At 60.7% G+C, this 20,164-nt stretch carries 21 protein-coding genes; 14 read left to right on the forward strand and 7 right to left on the reverse strand.

The features are described from left to right. Positions 1-61: 61 nt before the first annotated feature. From cspD to EB809_RS03935, 8 genes are all read left to right on the forward strand, one after another. The gene (gene cspD, locus EB809_RS21230; RefSeq protein ID WP_123633497.1) at positions 62-382 is read left to right on the forward strand and encodes a cold shock domain-containing protein CspD; all 321 of its coding nucleotides are present in this window, start codon (positions 62-64) and stop codon (positions 380-382) included. 295 nt (positions 383-677) lie between these two features. Continuing rightward, on the forward strand, positions 678-1,286 hold the full coding sequence (locus EB809_RS03905; RefSeq protein WP_123633498.1) for a pseudouridine synthase: 609 nt from the start codon (positions 678-680) through the stop codon (positions 1,284-1,286). Beyond that, positions 1,287-1,733, forward strand: a complete 447-nt coding sequence (locus EB809_RS03910; protein ID WP_123633499.1) for an NUDIX hydrolase — start codon at positions 1,287-1,289, stop codon at positions 1,731-1,733. Between the two features lie 120 nt (positions 1,734-1,853). Next, entirely contained in the window at positions 1,854-2,999 is a 1,146-nt protein-coding gene (mnmA, locus tag EB809_RS03915) for a tRNA 2-thiouridine(34) synthase MnmA (protein ID WP_123633561.1), read from the forward strand. Positions 3,000-3,074: 75 nt separating this feature from the next. Further along, positions 3,075-3,716 (forward strand): high frequency lysogenization protein HflD, encoded by a 642-nt coding sequence (hflD, locus tag EB809_RS03920; RefSeq protein WP_123633500.1) that lies wholly within the window; start codon positions 3,075-3,077, stop codon positions 3,714-3,716. A gap of 105 nt (positions 3,717-3,821) precedes the next feature. After that, the gene (purB, locus tag EB809_RS03925) at positions 3,822-5,189 is read left to right on the forward strand and encodes an adenylosuccinate lyase (protein WP_123633501.1); all 1,368 of its coding nucleotides are present in this window, start codon (positions 3,822-3,824) and stop codon (positions 5,187-5,189) included. After that, entirely contained in the window at positions 5,189-6,346 is a 1,158-nt protein-coding gene (locus EB809_RS03930; RefSeq protein WP_123633502.1) for a cupin domain-containing protein, read from the forward strand. The genes purB and EB809_RS03930 overlap by 1 nt, the downstream gene beginning before the upstream one ends. Further along, positions 6,337-7,302 (forward strand): GNAT family N-acetyltransferase, encoded by a 966-nt coding sequence (locus EB809_RS03935; protein ID WP_123633503.1) that lies wholly within the window; start codon positions 6,337-6,339, stop codon positions 7,300-7,302. Before EB809_RS03930 ends, EB809_RS03935 begins: the two co-directional genes overlap by 10 nt. Here the strand turns inward: EB809_RS03935 and EB809_RS03940 are convergent. Beyond that, positions 7,291-8,301 carry a LysR family transcriptional regulator gene (locus EB809_RS03940; protein WP_123633504.1) on the reverse strand — a complete coding sequence of 337 codons (1,011 nt, stop codon included), beginning with the start codon at positions 8,299-8,301 and terminating at the stop codon, positions 7,291-7,293. The two genes, EB809_RS03935 and EB809_RS03940, sit on opposite strands and share 12 nt — an antisense overlap. Positions 8,302-8,517: 216 nt before the next feature. Between EB809_RS03940 and EB809_RS03945 the strand changes: the two genes are divergently transcribed. Then, positions 8,518-9,297, forward strand: a complete 780-nt coding sequence (locus EB809_RS03945) for a hypothetical protein (RefSeq protein WP_123633505.1) — start codon at positions 8,518-8,520, stop codon at positions 9,295-9,297. Between the two features lie 98 nt (positions 9,298-9,395). Further along, the gene (locus EB809_RS03950; RefSeq protein WP_123633562.1) at positions 9,396-11,657 is read left to right on the forward strand and encodes an ATP-binding protein; all 2,262 of its coding nucleotides are present in this window, start codon (positions 9,396-9,398) and stop codon (positions 11,655-11,657) included. Here EB809_RS03950 and EB809_RS03955 read toward each other — a convergent pair. The 3 genes from EB809_RS03955 to EB809_RS03965 all read right to left on the reverse strand — a co-directional run bounded on the left by EB809_RS03955 (position 11,645) and on the right by EB809_RS03965 (position 13,381). Next, complete coding sequence (locus EB809_RS03955; RefSeq protein WP_123633506.1) at positions 11,645-12,112, reverse strand: MarR family winged helix-turn-helix transcriptional regulator; 468 nt, start codon at positions 12,110-12,112, stop codon at positions 11,645-11,647. The genes EB809_RS03950 and EB809_RS03955 overlap by 13 nt on opposite strands. Beyond that, the gene (locus EB809_RS03960; RefSeq protein ID WP_123633507.1) at positions 12,112-12,597 is read right to left on the reverse strand and encodes a glutathione peroxidase; all 486 of its coding nucleotides are present in this window, start codon (positions 12,595-12,597) and stop codon (positions 12,112-12,114) included. Before EB809_RS03960 ends, EB809_RS03955 begins: the two co-directional genes overlap by 1 nt. 115 nt (positions 12,598-12,712) lie before the next feature. Continuing rightward, positions 12,713-13,381: a DNA-3-methyladenine glycosylase I gene (locus EB809_RS03965; protein ID WP_123633508.1), complete on the reverse strand. Its 669-nt coding sequence runs from the start codon at positions 13,379-13,381 to the stop codon at positions 12,713-12,715. Positions 13,382-13,693: 312 nt separating this feature from the next. Between EB809_RS03965 and EB809_RS03970 the strand changes: the two genes are divergently transcribed. The 4 genes from EB809_RS03970 to EB809_RS20910 all read left to right on the forward strand — a co-directional run bounded on the left by EB809_RS03970 (position 13,694) and on the right by EB809_RS20910 (position 17,024). After that, positions 13,694-14,908 carry a pyridoxal phosphate-dependent aminotransferase gene (locus EB809_RS03970; RefSeq protein ID WP_123633509.1) on the forward strand — a complete coding sequence of 405 codons (1,215 nt, stop codon included), beginning with the start codon at positions 13,694-13,696 and terminating at the stop codon, positions 14,906-14,908. A gap of 25 nt (positions 14,909-14,933) precedes the next feature. After that, positions 14,934-15,398 (forward strand): hypothetical protein, encoded by a 465-nt coding sequence (locus EB809_RS03975; protein WP_123633510.1) that lies wholly within the window; start codon positions 14,934-14,936, stop codon positions 15,396-15,398. A gap of 273 nt (positions 15,399-15,671) precedes the next feature. Then, entirely contained in the window at positions 15,672-16,553 is an 882-nt protein-coding gene (htpX, locus tag EB809_RS03980; protein ID WP_123633511.1) for a protease HtpX, read from the forward strand. Between the two features lie 294 nt (positions 16,554-16,847). Further along, positions 16,848-17,024 carry a PA1571 family protein gene (locus tag EB809_RS20910; protein WP_190294815.1) on the forward strand — a complete coding sequence of 59 codons (177 nt, stop codon included), beginning with the start codon at positions 16,848-16,850 and terminating at the stop codon, positions 17,022-17,024. 49 nt (positions 17,025-17,073) lie between these two features. Here EB809_RS20910 and pdxB read toward each other — a convergent pair whose 3' ends face one another. Genes pdxB through EB809_RS03995 form a run of 3 tightly spaced genes read right to left on the reverse strand, consistent with a single transcriptional unit; the run spans position 17,074 to position 20,097 of the window. After that, positions 17,074-18,222: a 4-phosphoerythronate dehydrogenase PdxB gene (gene pdxB / locus EB809_RS03985; protein WP_123633512.1), complete on the reverse strand. Its 1,149-nt coding sequence runs from the start codon at positions 18,220-18,222 to the stop codon at positions 17,074-17,076. Positions 18,223-18,236: 14 nt separating this feature from the next. After that, positions 18,237-19,514 (reverse strand): DEAD/DEAH box helicase, encoded by a 1,278-nt coding sequence (locus tag EB809_RS03990; RefSeq protein ID WP_123633513.1) that lies wholly within the window; start codon positions 19,512-19,514, stop codon positions 18,237-18,239. Positions 19,515-19,569: 55 nt separating this feature from the next. Beyond that, on the reverse strand, positions 19,570-20,097 hold the full coding sequence (locus EB809_RS03995) for an elongation factor P hydroxylase (RefSeq protein ID WP_317848696.1): 528 nt from the start codon (positions 20,095-20,097) through the stop codon (positions 19,570-19,572). Between the last annotated feature and the right edge of the window lie 67 nt (positions 20,098-20,164).

Raw genomic sequence — 20,164 nt, forward strand, 5'->3', positions numbered from 1 at the left:
CGGATTTTGTAAGTTAATGAATATCAATAATAAGACGAGCAGGAAAACAAGGGAGTGAATCATGCCTCAAGGCAAAGTGAAGTGGTTCAATAATGCCAAGGGTTACGGCTTTATTATAGAAGACGGGGGCAGCGAAGACCTGTTCGCTCACTTCTCAGCTGTACAGATGGATGGCTACAAAACACTGAAGGCCGGCCAAACCGTCAGCTTCGAGAAGAAACCAAGCGATAAGGGAACGCACGCCGTAAACATCGTGCCTCTGGATCGCCTCGAAAAACGGGATGCGCCACCGAAAACGGCGGCCAATGCCGAACACGACGAGGCCGGCTCGGATTCTTCCGAAGCCGCTCAGGACAACCCGCTCCGAACCGCCCACGCCTGACGGAGCGCCACATAACCACACTCACCCCTGAATGTGAGGTGGTTTTAGAGATCTGTCACAAACAGATCACGGTGGCCCTTTGTGCCACGCCCGACGAAACCGGGGACCATGCAACGCTCATAATTCCAGGGAAGCCGAGGTCTGGGGGCCTCGGCTTTTTTACGCCCGCCCCTTCCAACGCCGCTCCCGGCTTCGCTAACGATTCGGTCATAGTGGTGACCGCACGGCTGCTGTAACATTCGAAGCATGCTTCCATTTCCGCTCCCAGAAAGCCGTCGCGCCGGACCCGTTTGACATGGCCAACCTGATCCTGCTCAACAAGCCCTTTAATGTGCTTTGCCAGTTCACCGACAATGAAGGCCGGTCGACGTTGGCGGATTTTGTCGGCCAAACCGGCGCGTATCCAGCCGGACGGCTGGATTACGACTCCGAGGGTCTGGTGCTTTTGACTGACGACGGTCAGTTGCAACACCGGATCGCCTCGCCGCGTCTGAAAATGCCTAAAACCTATTGGGTTCAGGTCGATGGTGAGATTGACGATGCCGCCCTGGCGCAACTGGAACAGGGCGTTCATCTCAAAGACGGCCCCACACGCCCCGCGAAAGCCAGACGCCTGGGCGAACCAGACATCTGGCAGCGCCAGCCCCCGGTTCGCTACCGGGCCAACGTGCCGACAAGCTGGATCGAACTGACCATTACCGAAGGCCGCAACCGGCAGGTCAGACGGATGACCGCCGCCGTCGGCTTCCCGACTTTGCGGCTGATCCGCCGTGCTGTCGGCGACTGGAGTATCGACAACCTGGCCCCCGGAGAAAGTCGCTCACTCAGCATTCACTTGCCTGCCGCGGCAGCAAAAACATCTCGCGGCCAGGGCAGGCCCAGAGCCAAGAAAAGGAACCGATGAATGACCTGGAAACCGCACGCAACCGTCGCCGTCATCACCGAAAAGGATGGCCGCTTCCTGATGGTGGAAGAACGCAGCAACGGCCGCATCGTCTTCAACCAGCCTGCCGGCCATGTCGAGGAACATGAAACCATCCTCGACGCCGCTCGCCGGGAAGCGCTGGAAGAGACCGGCTGGGCCGTGGAGCCCCAGCATTTCCTGGGGCTATACACCTATCTCGCGCCGGCAAACGGCCGCACCTACTACCGCATGTGCTTTGTCGCCGAAGCGCTGCAGCATGAAACCGAACAACTGGACGACGATATCATTGCGGCCCACTGGCTCACCTACGAGGAACTGCGCGAACGCCAGGAATCCCTGCGCAGCCCACTGGTCCTCCGCTGCGTCGAAGACTACCTGGCCGGCCGTCGATTCCCGTTGTCGGTGATCGTCGATCCAGCGGCCTGAATCCGGCATTGCCTTCCGGGATCTACGGATCACGCTGGCGCGGCAAACCTGTTAGAATGCGCGACATTAGGGGCCGTCAGGGTCCAACTCATGTTTAACGAAACACGGTTTGTCAGCGCCATGACCGAGTCCACGACCAGAGACAACCAGAACACCCGCGTGATCGTCGGCATGTCCGGCGGTGTCGATTCGTCCGTTGCCGCCCTCCTGCTTCAGGAACAGGGCTACGCGGTCGAAGGCCTGTTCATGAAAAACTGGGATGAGGACGACGGCACCGAATACTGCACCGCGATGACCGATCTCGCGGATGCGCAGATGGTGGCCGATAAGATCGGCATCAAGCTGCACACGGCCAGCTTTGCGGCCGAATACTGGGACCGCGTGTTCGAGCACTTCCTGTCGGAATACAAAGCCGGCCGCACCCCGAATCCGGATATCCTGTGCAACAAGGAAGTGAAGTTCCGCGCTTTTCTGGACTACGCCATCACCCTGGGCGCCGACTACATTGCTACCGGCCACTATGCCCGGCGGCGAGTCGACGACAACGGCATTGCGCAACTGATCAAGGGCCTGGACGACAACAAGGACCAGAGCTACTTCCTCCACGCCGTGTCGGGTGAGCGTATTGCGCGCACCCTGTTTCCGGTCGGCGAGATCGAAAAGCCGGAGGTCCGCCGGATCGCCGAGAAGGCCGGACTGGTGACGCACGACAAGAAGGATTCCACCGGTATCTGCTTCATTGGCGAGCGCAAGTTCCGCGACTTCCTCAAGCAGTACATTCCAGCGCAACCGGGCGACATCGAAACCCCGGACGGCGATGTCATTGGCCGTCATCAGGGATTGATGTATCACACCATCGGACAACGCCAGGGCCTGGGTATCGGCGGCTTGAGTCACTACAGCGACGATCCCTGGTATGTGGCGGAAAAGGACCTCAGCCGTAACGTGCTGATTGCGGTACAGGGCAAACAGCATCCCATGCTGTTCTCCCGCGGGTTGGCCAGCGGCCCCATCGATTGGGTCGCGGGCCATCCGCCAGCCAACGAATTCCGCTGCCATGCCAAGACGCGCTACCGCCAGCCCGACCAGGCCTGCGCGGTCACCGTGACCGGCGACGGTTGCCGGGTCGTGTTTGATGACGCCCAGCGTGCTGTAACCCCCGGTCAGTCCGTGGTTTTCTATGACGGCGACATCTGCCTGGGTGGCGGCGTGATCGAAACCACCTGGCGGGACGACGCCCCGGCCCTGACCCGCACGGCATCCTGACCCAGCATGACGAACCCATCCAGTTGATGACGCTCCAACGTCATAACGGCCATCAGACAACGCTGTGAGGTAACCTTGAGCCGATCCCTGGAAGAACAGACACTGGCCCTGGCAGGCGTATTCCAGGCTGCCGAACTGGTGCAGCAGATTGCCCATCGCGGCCAGTGCGCGCCGTCCACCTTTGAGACCTGCATTCACTCGCTGTTTGTCACCAACCCGCCGAACACGTTGAGCGTCTACGGCGAATTGCGGGATTTGCGAGAAGGCCTGGCCGTACTTTGCGGCCTGCTGAAGAAGCAAGACGGCCAGCAGGATGTGGAAATCCTGCGTTACGCGCTCAACCTCTTGCATCTGGAAGCCCGGCTGCGCAAACGTCCGGAGATGATGGACATCATCGGCAGCCGCATCGACCAGGCCCGCCACACCGCCGACCATTTCGGCTACAGCCACGCCAACCTGGTCAACAACCTCGCCTCCATTTATACCGACACCATCAGCACCTTCCGCCTGCGCATCCAGGTCACCGGCGATCCCAACCAGCTGCAGGTTCCCGAGAATGCCGCACGGGTTCGCGCACTGCTGCTGGCCGGCATCCGCTCTGCGGTACTCTGGCGCCAGCTGGGCGGGCGCCGCTGGCATCTGGTGGTGTTTCGCAAACGGGTGGTGGAAGTGGCTCAACGGCTTTCGGAGCAGGCCAACCAGGCCGTTTTCCACTGATTCCCGGCGCCGGGTGGTGTATCATAGGCGCCATTTTCCCACGCGGCGATTTGACCAGCCCGGCACAAGCCGCAGACCGTATTTGATTGAGTTGAGAGGTTTCTGATGGAATTGACTGCCCTGACCGCTATTTCACCGGTTGACGGCCGGTATGGCGAAAAAGTCCGTGTCTTTCGCGAGATTTTCAGCGAATACGGTCTGATCAGAAACCGCGTCACCGTGGAGATTCGCTGGCTGCAGCAACTGGCAGCCCATCCGGACATCACCGAAGTCCCGGCCCTGTCCGACAGCGCGAACGCCGTGCTGGACAAGTTGGTGAGCGAGTTCAGTCTGGCCGATGCCGAGAGCATCAAGGCCATCGAGCGCACCACCAACCACGATGTGAAAGCCGTGGAGTACTTCATCAAGGACAGGATCGCGGACACGCCGGAACTCCAGGCCATTACCGAATTCGTGCACTTTGCCTGCACTTCCGAGGACATCAACAACCTGTCACACGGTCTGATGCTGCGCGAAGGGCTGGACCTGGGCCTGGTTCCGGCCATGCAGAAAGTGATCGACCGTCTGACCGAGTTGTCCCGTGAACACGCGGACCAGCCGATGCTGTCCCGCACCCACGGTCAGACCGCATCGCCGTCCACCGTCGGCAAGGAACTGGCGAACGTGGTCTACCGCCTGCGTCGCCAGCTGAAACAGGTTCAGGCCGTGGAAATCCTCGGCAAGATCAACGGTGCTGTCGGCAACTACAACGCGCACCTCTCCGCCTACCCGAGTATCGACTGGGCGGCCAACGCCGAATCGTTCGTGACTTCCCTGGGCCTCAACTGGAATCCGTACACCACCCAGATCGAGCCCCACGACTACATTGCCGAGCTGTATGATGCGATTGCCCGTTTCAACACCATCCTGATCGATCTCGACCGGGACATCTGGGGTTACATTTCCCTGGGCTATTTCAAGCAGAAGACCGTGGCCGGCGAAGTGGGCTCCTCCACCATGCCGCACAAGGTCAACCCGATCGATTTCGAAAATTCCGAGGGCAACCTGGGCATCGCCAACGCGCTGTTCGGCCACCTTTCCGCCAAACTGCCCATTTCCCGCTGGCAGCGGGACCTGACCGATTCCACCGTGCTGCGCAACCTGGGCGTCGGCTTCGCCCATAGCCTGATCGCCTACGAAGCAACACTGAAAGGCCTGGGCAAGCTGGAAGTGAATCCCGGTCGCCTGGATACTGACCTCGACAACGCCTGGGAAGTGCTGGCCGAACCGATCCAGACCGTCATGCGTCGCTACAACATCGAGAAGCCGTACGAAAAGCTCAAGGAGCTGACCCGCGGCAAGGCAATGACGCCGGAACTGATCCAGGAGTTCGTGCGCAATCTCGACATCCCTGAGGCGGCGAAGGAAGAACTGCTGGCCCTGACCCCGGCCAACTACATCGGCAACGCAGCCGACCAGGCCAAGGCCATCTGATGCAGATTCCCGGTGGACTCGACGCCGACGTTTTCCTGCGCGACTACTGGCAAAAAAAGCCACTGGTGATTCGCCAGGCCTTTCCCGGCCTGGCCTCGCCCGTTTCCGCGGATGAACTGGCCGGTCTGGCCTGTGAAGAAGCCGTTGAATCGCGCATCGTGATCGAAAACAACAACGGGCGGCCCTGGCAGTTGGAAAACGGCCCGTTTGCGCCGGAGCGCTTCGAATCGCTGCCGGCTACGCACTGGACCCTGCTGGTCCAGGGGCTGGATCACTGGGTGCCGGAATTGGCGCCCCTGCTGGACCGGTTCCGCTTTGTGCCCAACTGGCGGCTGGACGACATCATGGCCAGTTACGCGCCGGAAGGCGGCAGCGTGGGACCCCATTACGATCAATATGACGTCTTCCTGCTGCAGGCCGAAGGCGCCCGCGAGTGGCAGTTCGGCGGCCACTGTGACGAAACCTCCCCCCGGGTCGACGGTACGCCGCTGCGCATCCTGAGCGACTGGAACGGTGAAGAGACCGTCGTACTGGAACCCGGCGACATGCTCTACCTGCCACCGGGCGTAGGCCATCACGGTGTCGCTCGGGGGGATTGCATCACCCTCTCCATCGGGTTCCGGGCCCCCAGTTACGACGACATCCTGACCGGCTTCAGCGATTTCCTGTGCAACCAGCCCGGTGCCGATCAACTGCTGCGTGATCCGGATCTGCAACCCCAGGACAATCCGGGTGAAATCACACCGGCCGCTGTGGACGGCGTCAGCCGCATCGTTGCGTCAGCGCTTGAGCGCCGTGATCTCCTGGCGCTCTGGCTGGGCCAATACACCACAGCCCCCAAGAACACGCACATTGTTGTGCCGCCGGAAGAACCGGTGGACGCCGACAGCTTGCGCAGCGCCCTGGCCGAGGGTGCATGGCTGCGCTGGAACGAAGGCTCCCGTTTTGCCTATCATGAACTCGGCGAGCAGACGGCCCTTTTCGTCGACGGCGAACGCTATATGCTGAGCGGCGATGCCCGGATTATGGCGCCACTGCTTTGCGCCGGCCATCACCCCAATCCGGAGCGCATGGCGGAACTGGCCCGGGATGAGGCACTGGGCGGCCTGCTCACCACACTGATCAACCAGGGCAGTCTTTATCTCGAATGGAACTGAAGATCCGCAAATACAGCTGGCAACTGGCGCCCTCGGCGATTCGGGAGATTCGCCAGACCGTCTTCATTGACGAACAGGGCGTACCCGCAGAACTGGAATGGGACGACACGGACGAGATTTCGGACCATTACATCGGCGTGCTGCCGGACAACACCCCGGTCGCCGTCGCGCGGCTGGTGCCGTCGGTCACGGACCTGGGCCGAATCGGGCGCATGGCGATTCTCAAAGAGCACCGTGGTCAGGGATTTGGTGAGCAGATGCTGCGGCATGTCATGCAGGAGGCGTCGGGCCAGTTCGACCAGCTGCACCTGAGCGCCCAGGAGTACGCCGTCCCCTTCTATGAGAAGCTCGGGTTTCACGTCTGCTCCACGCCCTATGACGACGCCGGTATCCCCCACCTCGACATGCGCTGCCTGGCCACACCGCAGATTCTGGCCGATGACAGCGCACCGGTCTTCCCGACCCTGCTCGGCAAGGACGACACCACCTGGCATTTCAACAGCGAACAGGACCACCTCAACCTGATGGATACGGTTGCCGGCCAGGCCAGCCATCGCATCTGGCTCTACGATCGACTGCTGGATCACGAGATCTACGACCGGGAAAGACTGCGCGACATCTTCTCGGAGATGGCCCGCCGTCACCGGATCTGCGAGATTCGCCTGCTGGTCCACGATGACAAGCCCCTGGTCCAGCGCCGACACCAGCTCATCCAGCTGATGAAACGCCTGCCCAGCAAGATCGAGCTGCGGCTGGTCAATACGGACTACCCCGGCGAAGAGCAGGCCTTCCTGATCGCGGACCGCGAAGGCATTGCCTACCGGCACCGCTTCGACAGCCTCGAGGGCTGGGCCCGATTCGCCGATCCCGGCCGGGTGAAGCTGCAGGCCGAGGCCTTCCAGCGCATGTGGGAAACGGCACGCCCGTCACTGGAACTGCGCGAGCTACCGCTCTGACTGCATGCTCGGTTTGACGACCTGATCCTCGAATGACCGGCCAAAGTCGGCAAACTCCACATCCACCTCGGCCGCCACATCGGCAATCAGCCGGCGCAGCCACTGGTGATCCGGATTGTGCTGGAGCAGCGGGCTCCAGGCCATTTTCAGCTCGAACGGGGGAATGGTGAACGGCGGCACCTTGACCACCAGATTGGCATTTTCCCGCTGAAGCCAGGCCGCCCGACTGGGCAGCGTGGCAATCAGGTCATGCTGCTCGGCAAGCAACATCGCCACCTGGTAGTGCCGGGTGAACACCGAGATACGACGCTTGCGCCCCATCAGGGACAGCGCCTCGTCGACCCAGCCCAGGCGCTGCACGTCCTGCGGATTGACCCCGACGCCCACACCGAACCCCGTCTTGCTCACCCAGATATGGCTGGCATCCAGATAGGTATCCAGCGTGAACGGCTCGCGCAGGATCGGGTTCTGCGCGCTCATCAGGCAGGCGAAGTATTCGGTCCATAGGGTTTTCTGGTGAAACGACTGGGGCAGTTTGTCGAAACGGTTGATGGCCATATCCAGCCGCCCCTGCTCCACATCCGGGAAGCTGACGTCACTGGGCGTAAGCACATCCAGGGTCACGTTGGGCGCCTCCTGCCGGATACGACGCAGCACCCGGGGAATCAGGCAGGATTCGGCGTAATCACTGGCCATGATCCGGAAAACCCGGTTACTCTGGGCCGCATCGAATTCGGATTTGGCCTGGACCGCCCGCTCGATGTCTGCCAGCACGTTGCGCACCAACGGCTTGAGCTCGCGGGCCCGCTCGGTCGCGGTCATGCCCTCGCTGGTCCGCACCAGCAGCGGGTCACCAAACAGGTCCCGCAGACGGCGAAGGCCGTTACTCATGGCCGGTTGCGTGATCCCGAGATGATTGGCGGCCTTGGTGACGTTCTTTTCCCGCAGCAATACGTCCAGGTAAACCAGCAGGTTGAGGTCAACGCGTGAGATATCCATGCCATGATCCATCAGTCAGTGTGGGTCAAAGGCTACCATTCATACTAAAAATACAAAACAAGATAACCATTTATCGAATAAATTTTATGGCATGGACCAATAGCCATCAGGTTTACGCACACATAACTTAACCCATTGAAAGTGCGTATTGCGCTATACTCCAAGACGGCTTATCCGGAGCGCATCCAGAACAATGAGAGAGACGGCAGTCTGAACATGGATACAACCACCATCGTCATCTTCTTCGCGATTATCGTTCTTCTTTCCATCGCCGTTATTGTCTTCGTGCAGATCCGGGAAAAAGCCAGGATTGAGCGGGCACGACGCGCCAAGACACTGGAAGACGCCTTTCGCCTGACCCAACGTTTGCAGGACGATTTGCCCCCGCAGTACCTGACCCGGGATCTGAAATCGATCATGTTGATGCGGGCTGACGAAATCTGTCGTTCGCTGGCCGACATGAAATCCGACCTGCCGGTGAAGCAGTGGGCGGACGAGGTTAAAACCCGCCGCCAAAAGATGGAAGACGGCGCCGACGAGCGATCGCCCCAACGGATCGACACCCCCGCCCGCGCCGCCGAGGTGAAGAACCTGCTGCAGTCCCTGTTCAGACTGGTCGAAGGCATGCAGAAGCGGAATCGGATCGATTCGAAAATCGCCCGCAAAAACCTGAAGCTGGTGCTTTTCCTGATTCACAAGACCCAGGCTGACTACCACGTCTCACAAGCCCGTGAGATGATCCGGCAGAATCAGATCCGTAAAGCGATTCACGCCTACCATCTGGCCTCCACCGAACTGGGCAAGGCCAAGGATAACCCGATGGCCGTCAAAGCCATCAAGAGCTTCCGCACCCGCATCAAGGAACTGGAAGCCATGGCCAATTCTGAAGAAGGTGGCGAGACCCGGCATCAGGAAAAGCACCGGCTCGATAAGGAATGGGATTCTTTCCTGCACGAAGAGGAAGAATGGAAGAAAAAGGCAGACTACGACGATTAGCGTCTGGTTCCAGTGAAACAGGGATTGTTTAGACTGTGAGTACGCCGTTCACCAAACGCCTGTCCTTCCGGCTGACCCGTAATACGGTGCTGCTGGCCATGGCGCTGGGCATTCTCCTCAACATGGTGCAGGTGACCCTGGATTATTTCAGCGCCCGCGAAAGCATGGACGAGGAAATCCGGGCGTTAATGGACATCAGCTTCAGCCCCGCCTCACAGATCGCCTACAACATCGACACCCGACTGGCCAAGGAACTGCTCGACGGCCTGCTGCGCCATCCGGCCATCGTGGACGCCCGCATTGTCGATCCCGATGGTCGCATCCTGGCTGCGTCGACCCGGCCCTCGACGGATTCCGCGTACCGCTTCCTGAGCGACTTCCTGTTCGGCCCCAATCGGGAATACAGCGAGAACCTGCGCGTACCCCAGCTGGAGGAAATCCCGCTGGGCCAACTGGAAGTGCGCATCGACACCTACCATTACGGCACGGCGTTCCTGAGCCGGGCAGCCTACACGCTGGTAAGCGGGTTCCTGAAGAGCCTGATTCTCAGCGTTATCCTGCTGTTCATCTTCTACTTCATCCTGACCAAACCGCTGATGCGGGTCATCCAGGCCCTGCACGAAGTGGACCCCAGGGCACCGGAAAAGATTCGTCTGCCGGTGCCCCGCAATCATGAGTCCGATGAGATTGGCCAGATGGTGGGCATCATTAACCAGCATCTGGACACCATTGACAGCAGCCTCGACCAGGTTCGTCTGGCCGAAAGCAAGATGAAGCACTATTCCTCCAAGCTGGAACGGGAAGTCGAGGACCGCACCCGGGAGATTTCGGAGAAGAACGAAGCACTGCAGCGGGGCAATCGTGCCCTGATCCGGGCCAAGGAGGATGCCGTGCACCGGGCCCGCAGCCGGGCCAACTTCCTGGCCAGCATGAGTCACGAGATCCGCACCCCGCTCAACGGGGTGCTGGGCATGCTCAGCCTGTCCCTGGAAAGCGAACTGTCGCCGAGCCAGCGCAATCGCCTGGAGATTGCCTATAACGCCGGCCAGAGCCTGCTCGGTCTGCTCAACGACATCCTTGATATTTCCAAAGTGGAAGCGGGCAAACTGAATCTCGAAGCCATCGAGTTCAACCTGCGGGAAGTCATCGAGGAGTGCGCCACGCTACTGAGCCAACAGGCTCTCAGCCGGAATGTGGAAATGGTCATCGATATCGACCCGACCCTGCCCGAAACGCTCCAGGGCGATCCCACCCGGGTTCGCCAGATCATCAATAACCTGCTGGGCAACGGCATCAAGTTCACGGAATCCGGCGAAGTCCGCATCCGTGCTGTCACGCGTAATGGCGAGACTCGCATTGACGTGATCGATACCGGCATTGGCATGAACGATGAAACGCTGCGCCGGATTTTCTCGCCGTTCTCACAGGGCAAGGCCGACACGACCCGCCGTTATGGCGGCACCGGCCTGGGCCTGACGCTCTGCCGCCAGCTGGTGGAACGGATGCACGGGCACATTACCGTGGAATCCCGTGAAAACCAGGGCACCCATTTCACCGTGATCCTGCCCCTGCCGGTTCGGGCGTCGGCCAGTAAAGACGCGTTCACCCGATCGCACCTGCGTGAGCAGGGCGTCATTCTCGATATTCCCCACGACAACCCGCACCGCCTGCCCCTCGAACGCCAACTGCAGGCCTGGCAGATTCCTGTCCGGGCAAAAGGAGACGGTCAGGCCGCGGCCTACCTGTGCGACAGCAAGACACTGACGCGCGGCTCGCTGGCCGACCGCACCCTGGACTGCCCACTGGTGCTGATCGGCGAGCCGGAACAGGCCATCCATACGGTCTCCGGCCAGAAAGTGCGCGCCATCGCCCTGCCCCTTCGGCGGAACCAGTTGGAGCAGACTCTGCTTGAGGCCATCGGCGACACCGCCACCAGCCCTCAGGCCGAGGTCGCGACGGAATCCCGCCCCAGCCCGGATCTCAGCATACTTCTGGTGGAAGACAATCGCGTCAACCAGATCGTGGCCAGCAGTATGCTGCGCAAACTGGGTTATCGCGTGGATCTGGCGGAGAACGGCGAGCGCGCCCTGACGGCGCTGAGCAACCAGCATTACGACATCGTGCTGATGGACTGTCAGATGCCGGTCATGGACGGCTATGCGGCCACCGAGCGCATCCGCAAACATCCGGAGTGGCGTGACCTGCCGGTCATCGCCGTCACCGCCAATGTGATGCAGGGCGACAAGGACGACTGCCTCGCCGCCGGCATGAACGACTACGTCACCAAGCCTTATAACAAGGACGAACTGCGCCAGGTGATCGAGCGCTGGGCCGGCCAGTCCGTCAATCAGGGCAGCTGATCCAGCAGCGATTGCAAACTGCGACGGAGATCCTGCGCCTGCTCCAGATCCAGGCCACTGCGACAGAGTAGTTCGCCCGGCACCCCCAGAGCCTGCTTGCGCAGCGCCCGCCCTTCTTCCGTCAACGCCAGGGTGACCACGCGCTCGTCGTCGGGATGGCGCCGGCGCAGCACCAGATTGCGGGCTTCCAGTCGCTTGAGCAGCGGCGTCAACGTGCCGGAGTCCAGCTTCAGACGCCGGCCCACGAACGACACGCTGACCGGCTCACCGTCCGCCCCCCTTCCGCCGCCAGCGGGGTCCGCTTCCCAGAGGACCAGCATCACCAGGTACTGCGGGTAGGTCAGCCCCAATGCCTCCAACAACGGGCGATAGAGCCCGGTGACGGCGCGGTTGGCGGCGTACAGCGCAAAGCAGACCTGGTTATCCAGCGCCAGGGGATCGTGATGGTCCGTCATCAGAGCAGCTTTTCGATGTCCTTGCGGATGTCTTGCGGCTTGGCCGTGGGCGGATAGCGCTTGACCACATCCCCGTTCCGGTTGACCAGGAACTTGGTGAAGTTCCACTTGATCTTCTCCGAGCCCATCAGGCCCTTGGCCTGGTGCTTGAGGAAGCGATACAGCGGATGGGTGTTGTCGCCGTTGACCTCGATCTTGGCGAACATGGGGAAGTCCACCCCGTAGTTCAGGCTGCAGAACTGTTCGATCTCGTTATTGTCGCCCGGATCCTGGCTCATGAACTGGTTGCAGGGAAAACCGAGCACATCGAAGCCTTCGCCGCCCAGTTCCTGGTGCAGCGTCTGCAAGCCTTCGAACTGTGGCGTGAAGCCGCACTTGCTCGCCGTGTTTACGATCAGCAATACCTGACCGCGGTAGTCGGCCATGGACTTGGTGTTGCCCTTGATGTCCTGGACTTCGATGTCGTAAAGACTGTCAGCTGTCATTCCGTCGTCTCCTGTGGTGCCGGCTGAGCCGGTTTGTCGTTATTTATATTGCCATCAATTAAATTGCGCACAATAAGAATACCGCAAACCGATCGTCCTGTCTGGTCCCAAGAGGTCAATCCACGGTCATTGAGAGCATCCGGCTGATGTGGGCGAACGGCCGTCCGGATTGCGCGCGCCAGGCGACGAACGCGTCGTTGACGGCCTGCTTGTCCGCCTTGCGGGTGGGCTTGCTGTCGATAACATCGGAGGCCTGCAGCGCGGCAATCACGTCATCGGTCAACAGGAAGGTATCGCGACCGACCAGGCGCAGGAAGCGCGCGCCGGAATGCCCGCCCATCCGCTGGAAGCGCTTGCCCAGCCAGGCCCACAGGCCAAACAGGTCCTCGTCGGGCCAGTCCGCCAGGAACCGGCCAAAACCGCTTTCCAACTGGCTAACCCGCTGCATCTCACCGGCATTGAAGGGAATCGTACGCAGCTTGCCCCAGTGACGGATCAGGTCCGGGTTCTGCATCGCCGCCTCCAGCTGCTCTTCGGACAACAGCATCAGTTTTTCCGGCTCGAAGCCCCAGAACCAGGTCTCGAACGCCGGCCAGCGATCGTTGATGACGCTGTGCTTCATGCCGGCCTGAAAAATCCGACGGGTCATCGTGGACAGGTAGTAGGCATCCGGCAGTGCCGCCAGCTCGTCACTCGAACGCACCGCCGGCAGACGCCCGGCAAGGGCTTCAGGGCCGCCGGCCCGGGCAGCGGCCCGATCCTCTATCACCTGGAATGACAGCATGCAGAACTCCTTTCGATGGGGTTTCGAACTGTACCGGACTGACAATGCGATACTGTGTCGATCAAAATCCGGGCCATTGTGCCACTATTCATCACAATTCAGGAGTGTTCCGGCCTTTCTACCGTCCCGGCGGTTTGGCTAGAATAAGGAACTTCCGGGCGACGTCCCCTCGCTTCTCTGGCACCCTCTCCAGACGGTCAGCACGAGGTTCTTGGCGAACCGGTACTTACCAGGCGGTTTGCAGGGCCCAACTGCGGCGACGGTCAGGGTCCGGAACATCATTTGCCAACGAATAATCAGGAAACGAGCAACATGCAGAACCTCAAGAAGTCCTCGAAGCTGGATAACGTGTGTTATGAAATCCGCGGTCCGGTTCTGCGTGAAGCCCGTCGCCTCGAAGAGGAAGGCCACCGCGTCCTCAAACTGAATATCGGCAACCCGGCGGCGTTCGAGCTGGACGTACCGGAAGAAATCCAGCAGGACGTCATCTACAACATGCATTCTGCCCAGGGCTATGTGGAGTCCAAAGGTCTCTTCTCAGCCCGAAAGGCCGTCATGCACTACTGCCAGCAACGTGGCATCGACAAGGTCGACATCGACGACATCTACCTGGGCAACGGTGTCAGCGAGCTGATTGTCATGTCCATGCAGGCGCTGCTCAACACCGGCGATGAAGTGCTCGTCCCGGCCCCTGATTACCCGCTGTGGACCGCGGCCGTCACCCTGTCCAGCGGTAAGCCGGTGCACTATCACTGTGATGAAGCCCAGGACTGGTTCCCGGATATCGACGACATCAAGAGCAAGATCACGTCCCGGACCCGGGCGATTGTGGTGATCAACCCGAACAACCCCACCGGCGCCGTCTATCCGCCGGAGTTGCTGGAACAGATTGTGGAGCTGGCCCGCCAGCACAACCTGATCGTGCTGTCCGACGAGATCTACGACAAGATCCTCTACGACGGCGCCACTCATGTTTCCACCGCCTCCCTGGCCGACGACGTGCTGTTCTTCACCTACAACGGCCTGTCCAAGAACTACCGTGCCGCCGGCTACCGTTCCGGCTGGATGATCATCAGCGGCGCCAAGCATAAGGCCATCGACCTGATCGAGGGCATCGAGATGCTGGCCTCCATGCGCCTGTGTTCCAACGTGCCCGCGCAGCTGGCGATCCAGACGGCACTGGGTGGGTATCAGTCCATCAACGACCTGGTGGCTCCGGGTGGCCGGCTCTACGAGCAGCGCGAGACCGCCTGGTCCCTGCTGAACGACATCCCAGGTGTCAGCTGTGTGAAGCCCCAGGGGGCGCTCTACATGTTCCCGCGCCTGGACCCCAAGCGTTATCCGATCCATAACGACGAAAAACTGGTGCTCGACCTGCTGCTGCAGGAACGCATCCTGCTGGTCCAGGGATCGGCGTTCAACATCGACGACAAACAGCACCTGCGGGTCGTTTTCCTGCCTCGAGTGGATACGCTGGAAGACGCCATGAAACGTCTGGCACACTTCTTGGCAACGTATCAGCAGTAATTCACCGGCAAAGCGAACGGCGGTCATGGCAGACATTCACATCGAGGAGTTCTATCGGGACACGGCCATCATCCTGGTGCAGCTGTATAACGCCTTCCCGCGTAAGGTCAGTCTTTACGTGGAAGACATCGCCGGGCCGGATTCACCCGATGAATTCGGCCTGCACAGTCGCCGTCATCGCGCCTGCTTCTCCACCATGCTCTGGCTGGCCGACGAGGGCCACATCCGCTATGACGACACCATTCACCAGGATGCCGTCGACCAGGTCGTGCTGACCCAGCCCACTTTCACACGACTGAACGCGGCAGTCCGAACCGACCGCCTGCCCGACTCCCTGTCGGGCACCTACCCGGAAGATACCGACGGCCTGCCGCCTGCCGTTCAGGCCGACCTGGCGACCAACATCCACCTGATCCGGGTGTCCCTCAAGAACGGCAATTCTTCGCTGATTGCCGATACCATCCAGACGGTGTTGTTTTCTGCAGGCTGATGCTTCGCTTTTCGCATCCTCGAGAAAACTATTTACGCGCCAGCCGGTCAAACGGGAAAATTTGGGTCTGACCGAATGGAGGTTAATTCTCTGTCATTCTATTGAAGGCCCGTCAGCCTGACCCGATATACTCCAAACCGGGGGCTTGTGGAGACAACCGCACCGGCGGTGCTCTCCGGAATCCCTCGCCCCACAACACCCGGGACAGCCCGGGCTATTGATTGGGGGTAAGGAGCCTCTGATGGGCTCCTCAACACTGGAGAATGGAGAACGATGAGAATCCTCTTGTTCCTGGCCACCAACCTGGCCGTGATCTTTGTTGCCAGCATTACGCTGAAGCTGCTCGGCGTGGACTCGTACCTGGCGCAGAATGGCATCGCCTATGGCAACCTGCTGATTTTTGCCGCGGTCTTCGGCTTCGCCGGCTCCATCATTTCATTGCTGATCTCCAAGCGCATGGCGCTGTGGAGTACCCGGGCCCAGATCATCGAGCAGCCCCGCACCCCGGCGGAACGCTGGCTGGTGGACATGGTGGCCGAACTGGCCCAACAGGCCGGCATCAAGATGCCGGATGTGGCGATTTTCCCGGCGCAGCAATCCAACGCCTTCGCGACGGGCTGGAACAAGAACGACGCGCTGGTCGCGGTCAGTCAGGGGTTGCTGCAACGCTTCGACAAGGATCAGATTCGCGCAGTGCTGGGTCATGAAATCGGCCACGTTGCGAATGGCGATATGGTGACCCTGGCGCTGATCCAGGGCGTGGTGAACACCTTTGTGATTTTTGCCGCGCGAGTCATCGGGTCCATCGTTGACCGGGTGGTTCTGCGCAATGAAAACGGCCACGGCATCGGCTTCTTTGTGGTCAGCATGATCGCCGAAGTGATCCTCGGTATCCTGGCGAGCACCATCGTGTTCTGGTTCTCCCGCCGCCGCGAATTCCGGGCGGATATTGCCGGCGCCCAACTGGCCGGCACCGGCGCCATGATCAGCGCCCTCAACCATCTGCGCCGGGAAAGCGAGATGCCGGATCAAATGCCGGATTCCCTCCAGGCGTTTGGCATCAATCGCGGCGCCCGGGGTGGCCTGGCGGCCCTGTTCATGACCCACCCCCCACTGGAAGAACGGATCGCGGCGCTGCAAAAGCTCGGCTCCTGATCGTCACGGAGCCAGCGAGACATGCGGGGCATCTGCGGATGCCCCCATGCCCCACCTTCGTACTATAGCCGTCCGGCCGGATCGCTGTCACACTGAGTGAAGAGTGCAGGTAATGCGCACGGCATATCGGGATCAGGATCACGCATCGACTGTCATCTTCACGACATAATCGATCGGTAGCCTGAATTCGACACGCTAGCCAGAGGGCAAGGAATCGCCCGGGACTGACGCGCGGCTCCCGTCGGCAAACAGCAGACGTCCATAATCGCCTAACCAAAGAGAGAGGCCGGAATCGTGACAGAGCAGCAACCGACCGCAGAAAGCTGGATGAATGGCGCAGCCATCATTCTTTCCGATGGCCGGGAAATCCCCATCACCGACACCATGGTGCGGGATTCACTGGAAAAACTGGCTCACGACAATGAATCGGCGGAACAGAACGCCCGCAAAATGAAAAAGGCTGCCGGCTAAGGCGGCCCCGTCGCTCCCTGGACCACACCAGGGACGACGAACGCACAGATTAAATCTTGAGCTTGAACTCCAGCGCTTTGAACACCTGCTGGAGTTCTTTCGCGCCACCCTTCAGCTGTATCTTCGTACTCGAGAATTCCCGTCGTACCGGATAATCCCGACGCATGGCATCGAACGCTGCAGCGCGCTCCGCTTCCGGCAGCCTCAGCACCCGACGATAGCGAGCCGCATCACGACGGACGTCATAGCATGCACGAACGGCCAGATAGGCCGCTTCCAGAGCCGTGGCCGACGACGTAAACGACAGCTTGCTCAGCGCCGGATCCGCCATGAACTGCCCCGCCTGCTTGCGAGCCGGCAGTCCCAGGAAATGGCACAGGGAACGATAGATCATCTCGGTCCCCCCCACCTTGCCTTCCAGGCTGTATCCGGCAATGTGGGGCGTCATCAGCCAAACCGCCCGGGCGAGATCCGGATTGACCTCCGGCTCGCCTTCCCAGACATCCAGCACCACCTGCGGCGCGTCCTCGGCCTGAAGCCGTGACAACAACGCCTGGGCGTCCACAACACCGCCCCGGCTGGTGTTGATCAGTAATTGCCGACCGGTCAGTGCCCGCAGTCGTTCCGCATTCAGCAGATGGTGCGTCGGATGATCCCCTTCATGGGTCAGCGGCGTGTGCAGTGTGACGACATCACAGGCCAGCACCTCAGCCAGATCGCTAAAGCCTTCATCGCCCTCGGCAGCCTGGCGTGGCGGATCGCTGATTTTCACCGTGAAGCCCAGCCGGGTCAGGCGGCGGGCCAGGGCCTGGCCAACATTGCCAGCCCCAATCAGACCCACAGACAGGTTGGACCAGTCGTCCTCCCCGATCTCCTCGGCATACACCGACAGGACACTGAGCACGTACTCAGCCACGCTCGCCGCATTGCAGCCGGGGGCGCTGGCAAAGGTGATGCCCTGCTCCGCCAGCCAGTCGACATCCACGTGATCGGTGCCGATGGTGGCCGTACCGATGAACTTGACCCGACTGCCTTCCAGCAGCTTGCGATCCACCCGGGTGACGGAGCGAACCAGCAGGATGTCGGCATCGGCGACGTCCTTCGGCCCCATGTCCCGGCCGGACACCCGGCGAATGGACCCGATCTCCTCGAAGAACCGGTCCAGAAGGGGGATGTTCTCATCGGCGACGATCAGCATGACTTTTCCTTACTTCAGGCCCGACGCTGACGGCGTCCCTGGGGACGCCGCCCACCACCACCGCCGCTACGACGACGGCGCGGCTGCACCGGTTGGGATAACGCAGCCATCAGGCTCTCTTCCGGGATCACGCATTCCAGTTTTTGACCAATATAGCTTTCTATGGCCGGCAGCGAGAAGGCGTCGTCCTCGCTGGCGAAGCTGACCGAAACGCCGTGTTCGCCGGCACGCCCGGTACGGCCGATACGGTGGACGTAATCCTCCGCATTTTCCGGCAGGTTGAAGTTGAACACGTGGGTGACGCCGCTGACGTGAATACCCCGGCCAGCCACATCCGTGGCCACCAGCGCCTTGATCGAGCCTTCCTTGAACTTGTCGAGGGTCCGCAGGCGCTTGTTCTGGGCAATCTCGCCGGAGAGCAGCGCCGTGCTGATGCCCTGGTGTCGCAGATCGGATTCGAGATCGCGGCACTGATCCCGGCGGTTGGCAAAGATAATCGCCTTGCTGACTTCCGGTCGCTGGAGGTAGTTGGCCAGAACCTTGAGCTTGTCGTCTTCCCCTACCATGTAAACCGTCTGCTCAACCCGCTCGGCCGTTTTCTGCTCCGGCTCGATTTCCACGAACTCGGCGGACTGGGTCCACATGGACGCGAGGTTCAGGACGTCCTGGTTGAAGGTGGCACTGAACAGCAGCGTCTGACGCTCTTCCTTGGGCGTGCATTTGCGGATGATCCGCTTCACGTCCGGGATGAAGCCCATGTCCAGCATGCGGTCGGCTTCGTCGATGATCAGGATATCCAATTGATCGAGGAACACGTCCTGGGAGCCCAGGAAATCGATCAGACGTCCGGGCGTCGCCACCAGGATATCGACCACGTCGTTACGCAACTGATCCCGCTGCTTGTCGTAGTTCATGCCACCCAGCACCGTTACCACATTGTGGCCGGTGTGGGCGCAGAGCTCTTCGGCGTCCTTGGCGATCTGCAGGGCCAGCTCCCGGGTCGGCGCCAGCGCCAGGATCCGGGGTTCGGAGGCGTAACGCTCCTCGAACGGGATCGGCGACTGCAACAACCGCTGGATGGCCGTGATCAGGAACGCGGCGGTTTTACCGGTCCCGGTCTGGGCCTGGCCAATCAGGTCGTGGCCGGCCAGTGTCAGCGGCAGGGTTTCCGCCTGGATCGGCGTACAGTATTCGAAACCGATACCGGCGATCGCCTTTTGCAGGGTTTTGTCCAGCTCGAAATCGGTAAAGCGGGTGCTTCGCTCATCGACGGGTACTTCAGGTGTATTCAACGGGTCCTCCCGAACTATCGGATGGCCAGACGATTTACGCCGGACCGAAAATGCATTATACCGCCGACCGCTTCCGGTCCGACGTAAAAAGGTGCGTTCCAAAAACCGCTTGCCGGTTATAGAAAGTCAGCAGCGCATCCAGGAACAGCCGGCCGCGGGGCGGCAGGCTGTCCGCTTCCAGATAACGACGGGCCTGGCGGGCCACGTTGTCGCGAAACGCCGCCTCATCGCTGGCGCCACCACCGGACAGGTTGTCGACGCTGATGTTGAACGGTGCGCCGGTCGCTTCGGAAAAAAGCCATTCCAATGCCTGGGGTTTGATCTCCACCGACTCGAATGCGGCTTGCTGTTCCCCGGTGCGGCCGTCCGGACAATACCAGTAGCCATAATCATAAAGCTGACGGCGCCGCTCACCGGCGATACACCAGTGACTGATCTCATGCAGGGCGCTGGCGAAATAGCCGTGGGCAAAAACGACACGGTGGCAACCTGCTTCATCACTGGCCGGGATATACTCCGGTTCGTCGTCTCCACGCACGAGGATGGTCCGCCATCGCTCCCGGAAGAGATCGTTGAACAGCATTATCAGGTCATCTGGATGGTGTTTCATGCGTGCGCTATTGTGCGTGTTTCATCCACTTAATACCAGC

The sequence above is a fragment of the Marinobacter sp. R17 genome (genome assembly GCF_003789045.1).
GTDB lineage: Bacteria > Pseudomonadota > Gammaproteobacteria > Pseudomonadales > Oleiphilaceae > Marinobacter_A > Marinobacter_A mangrovi.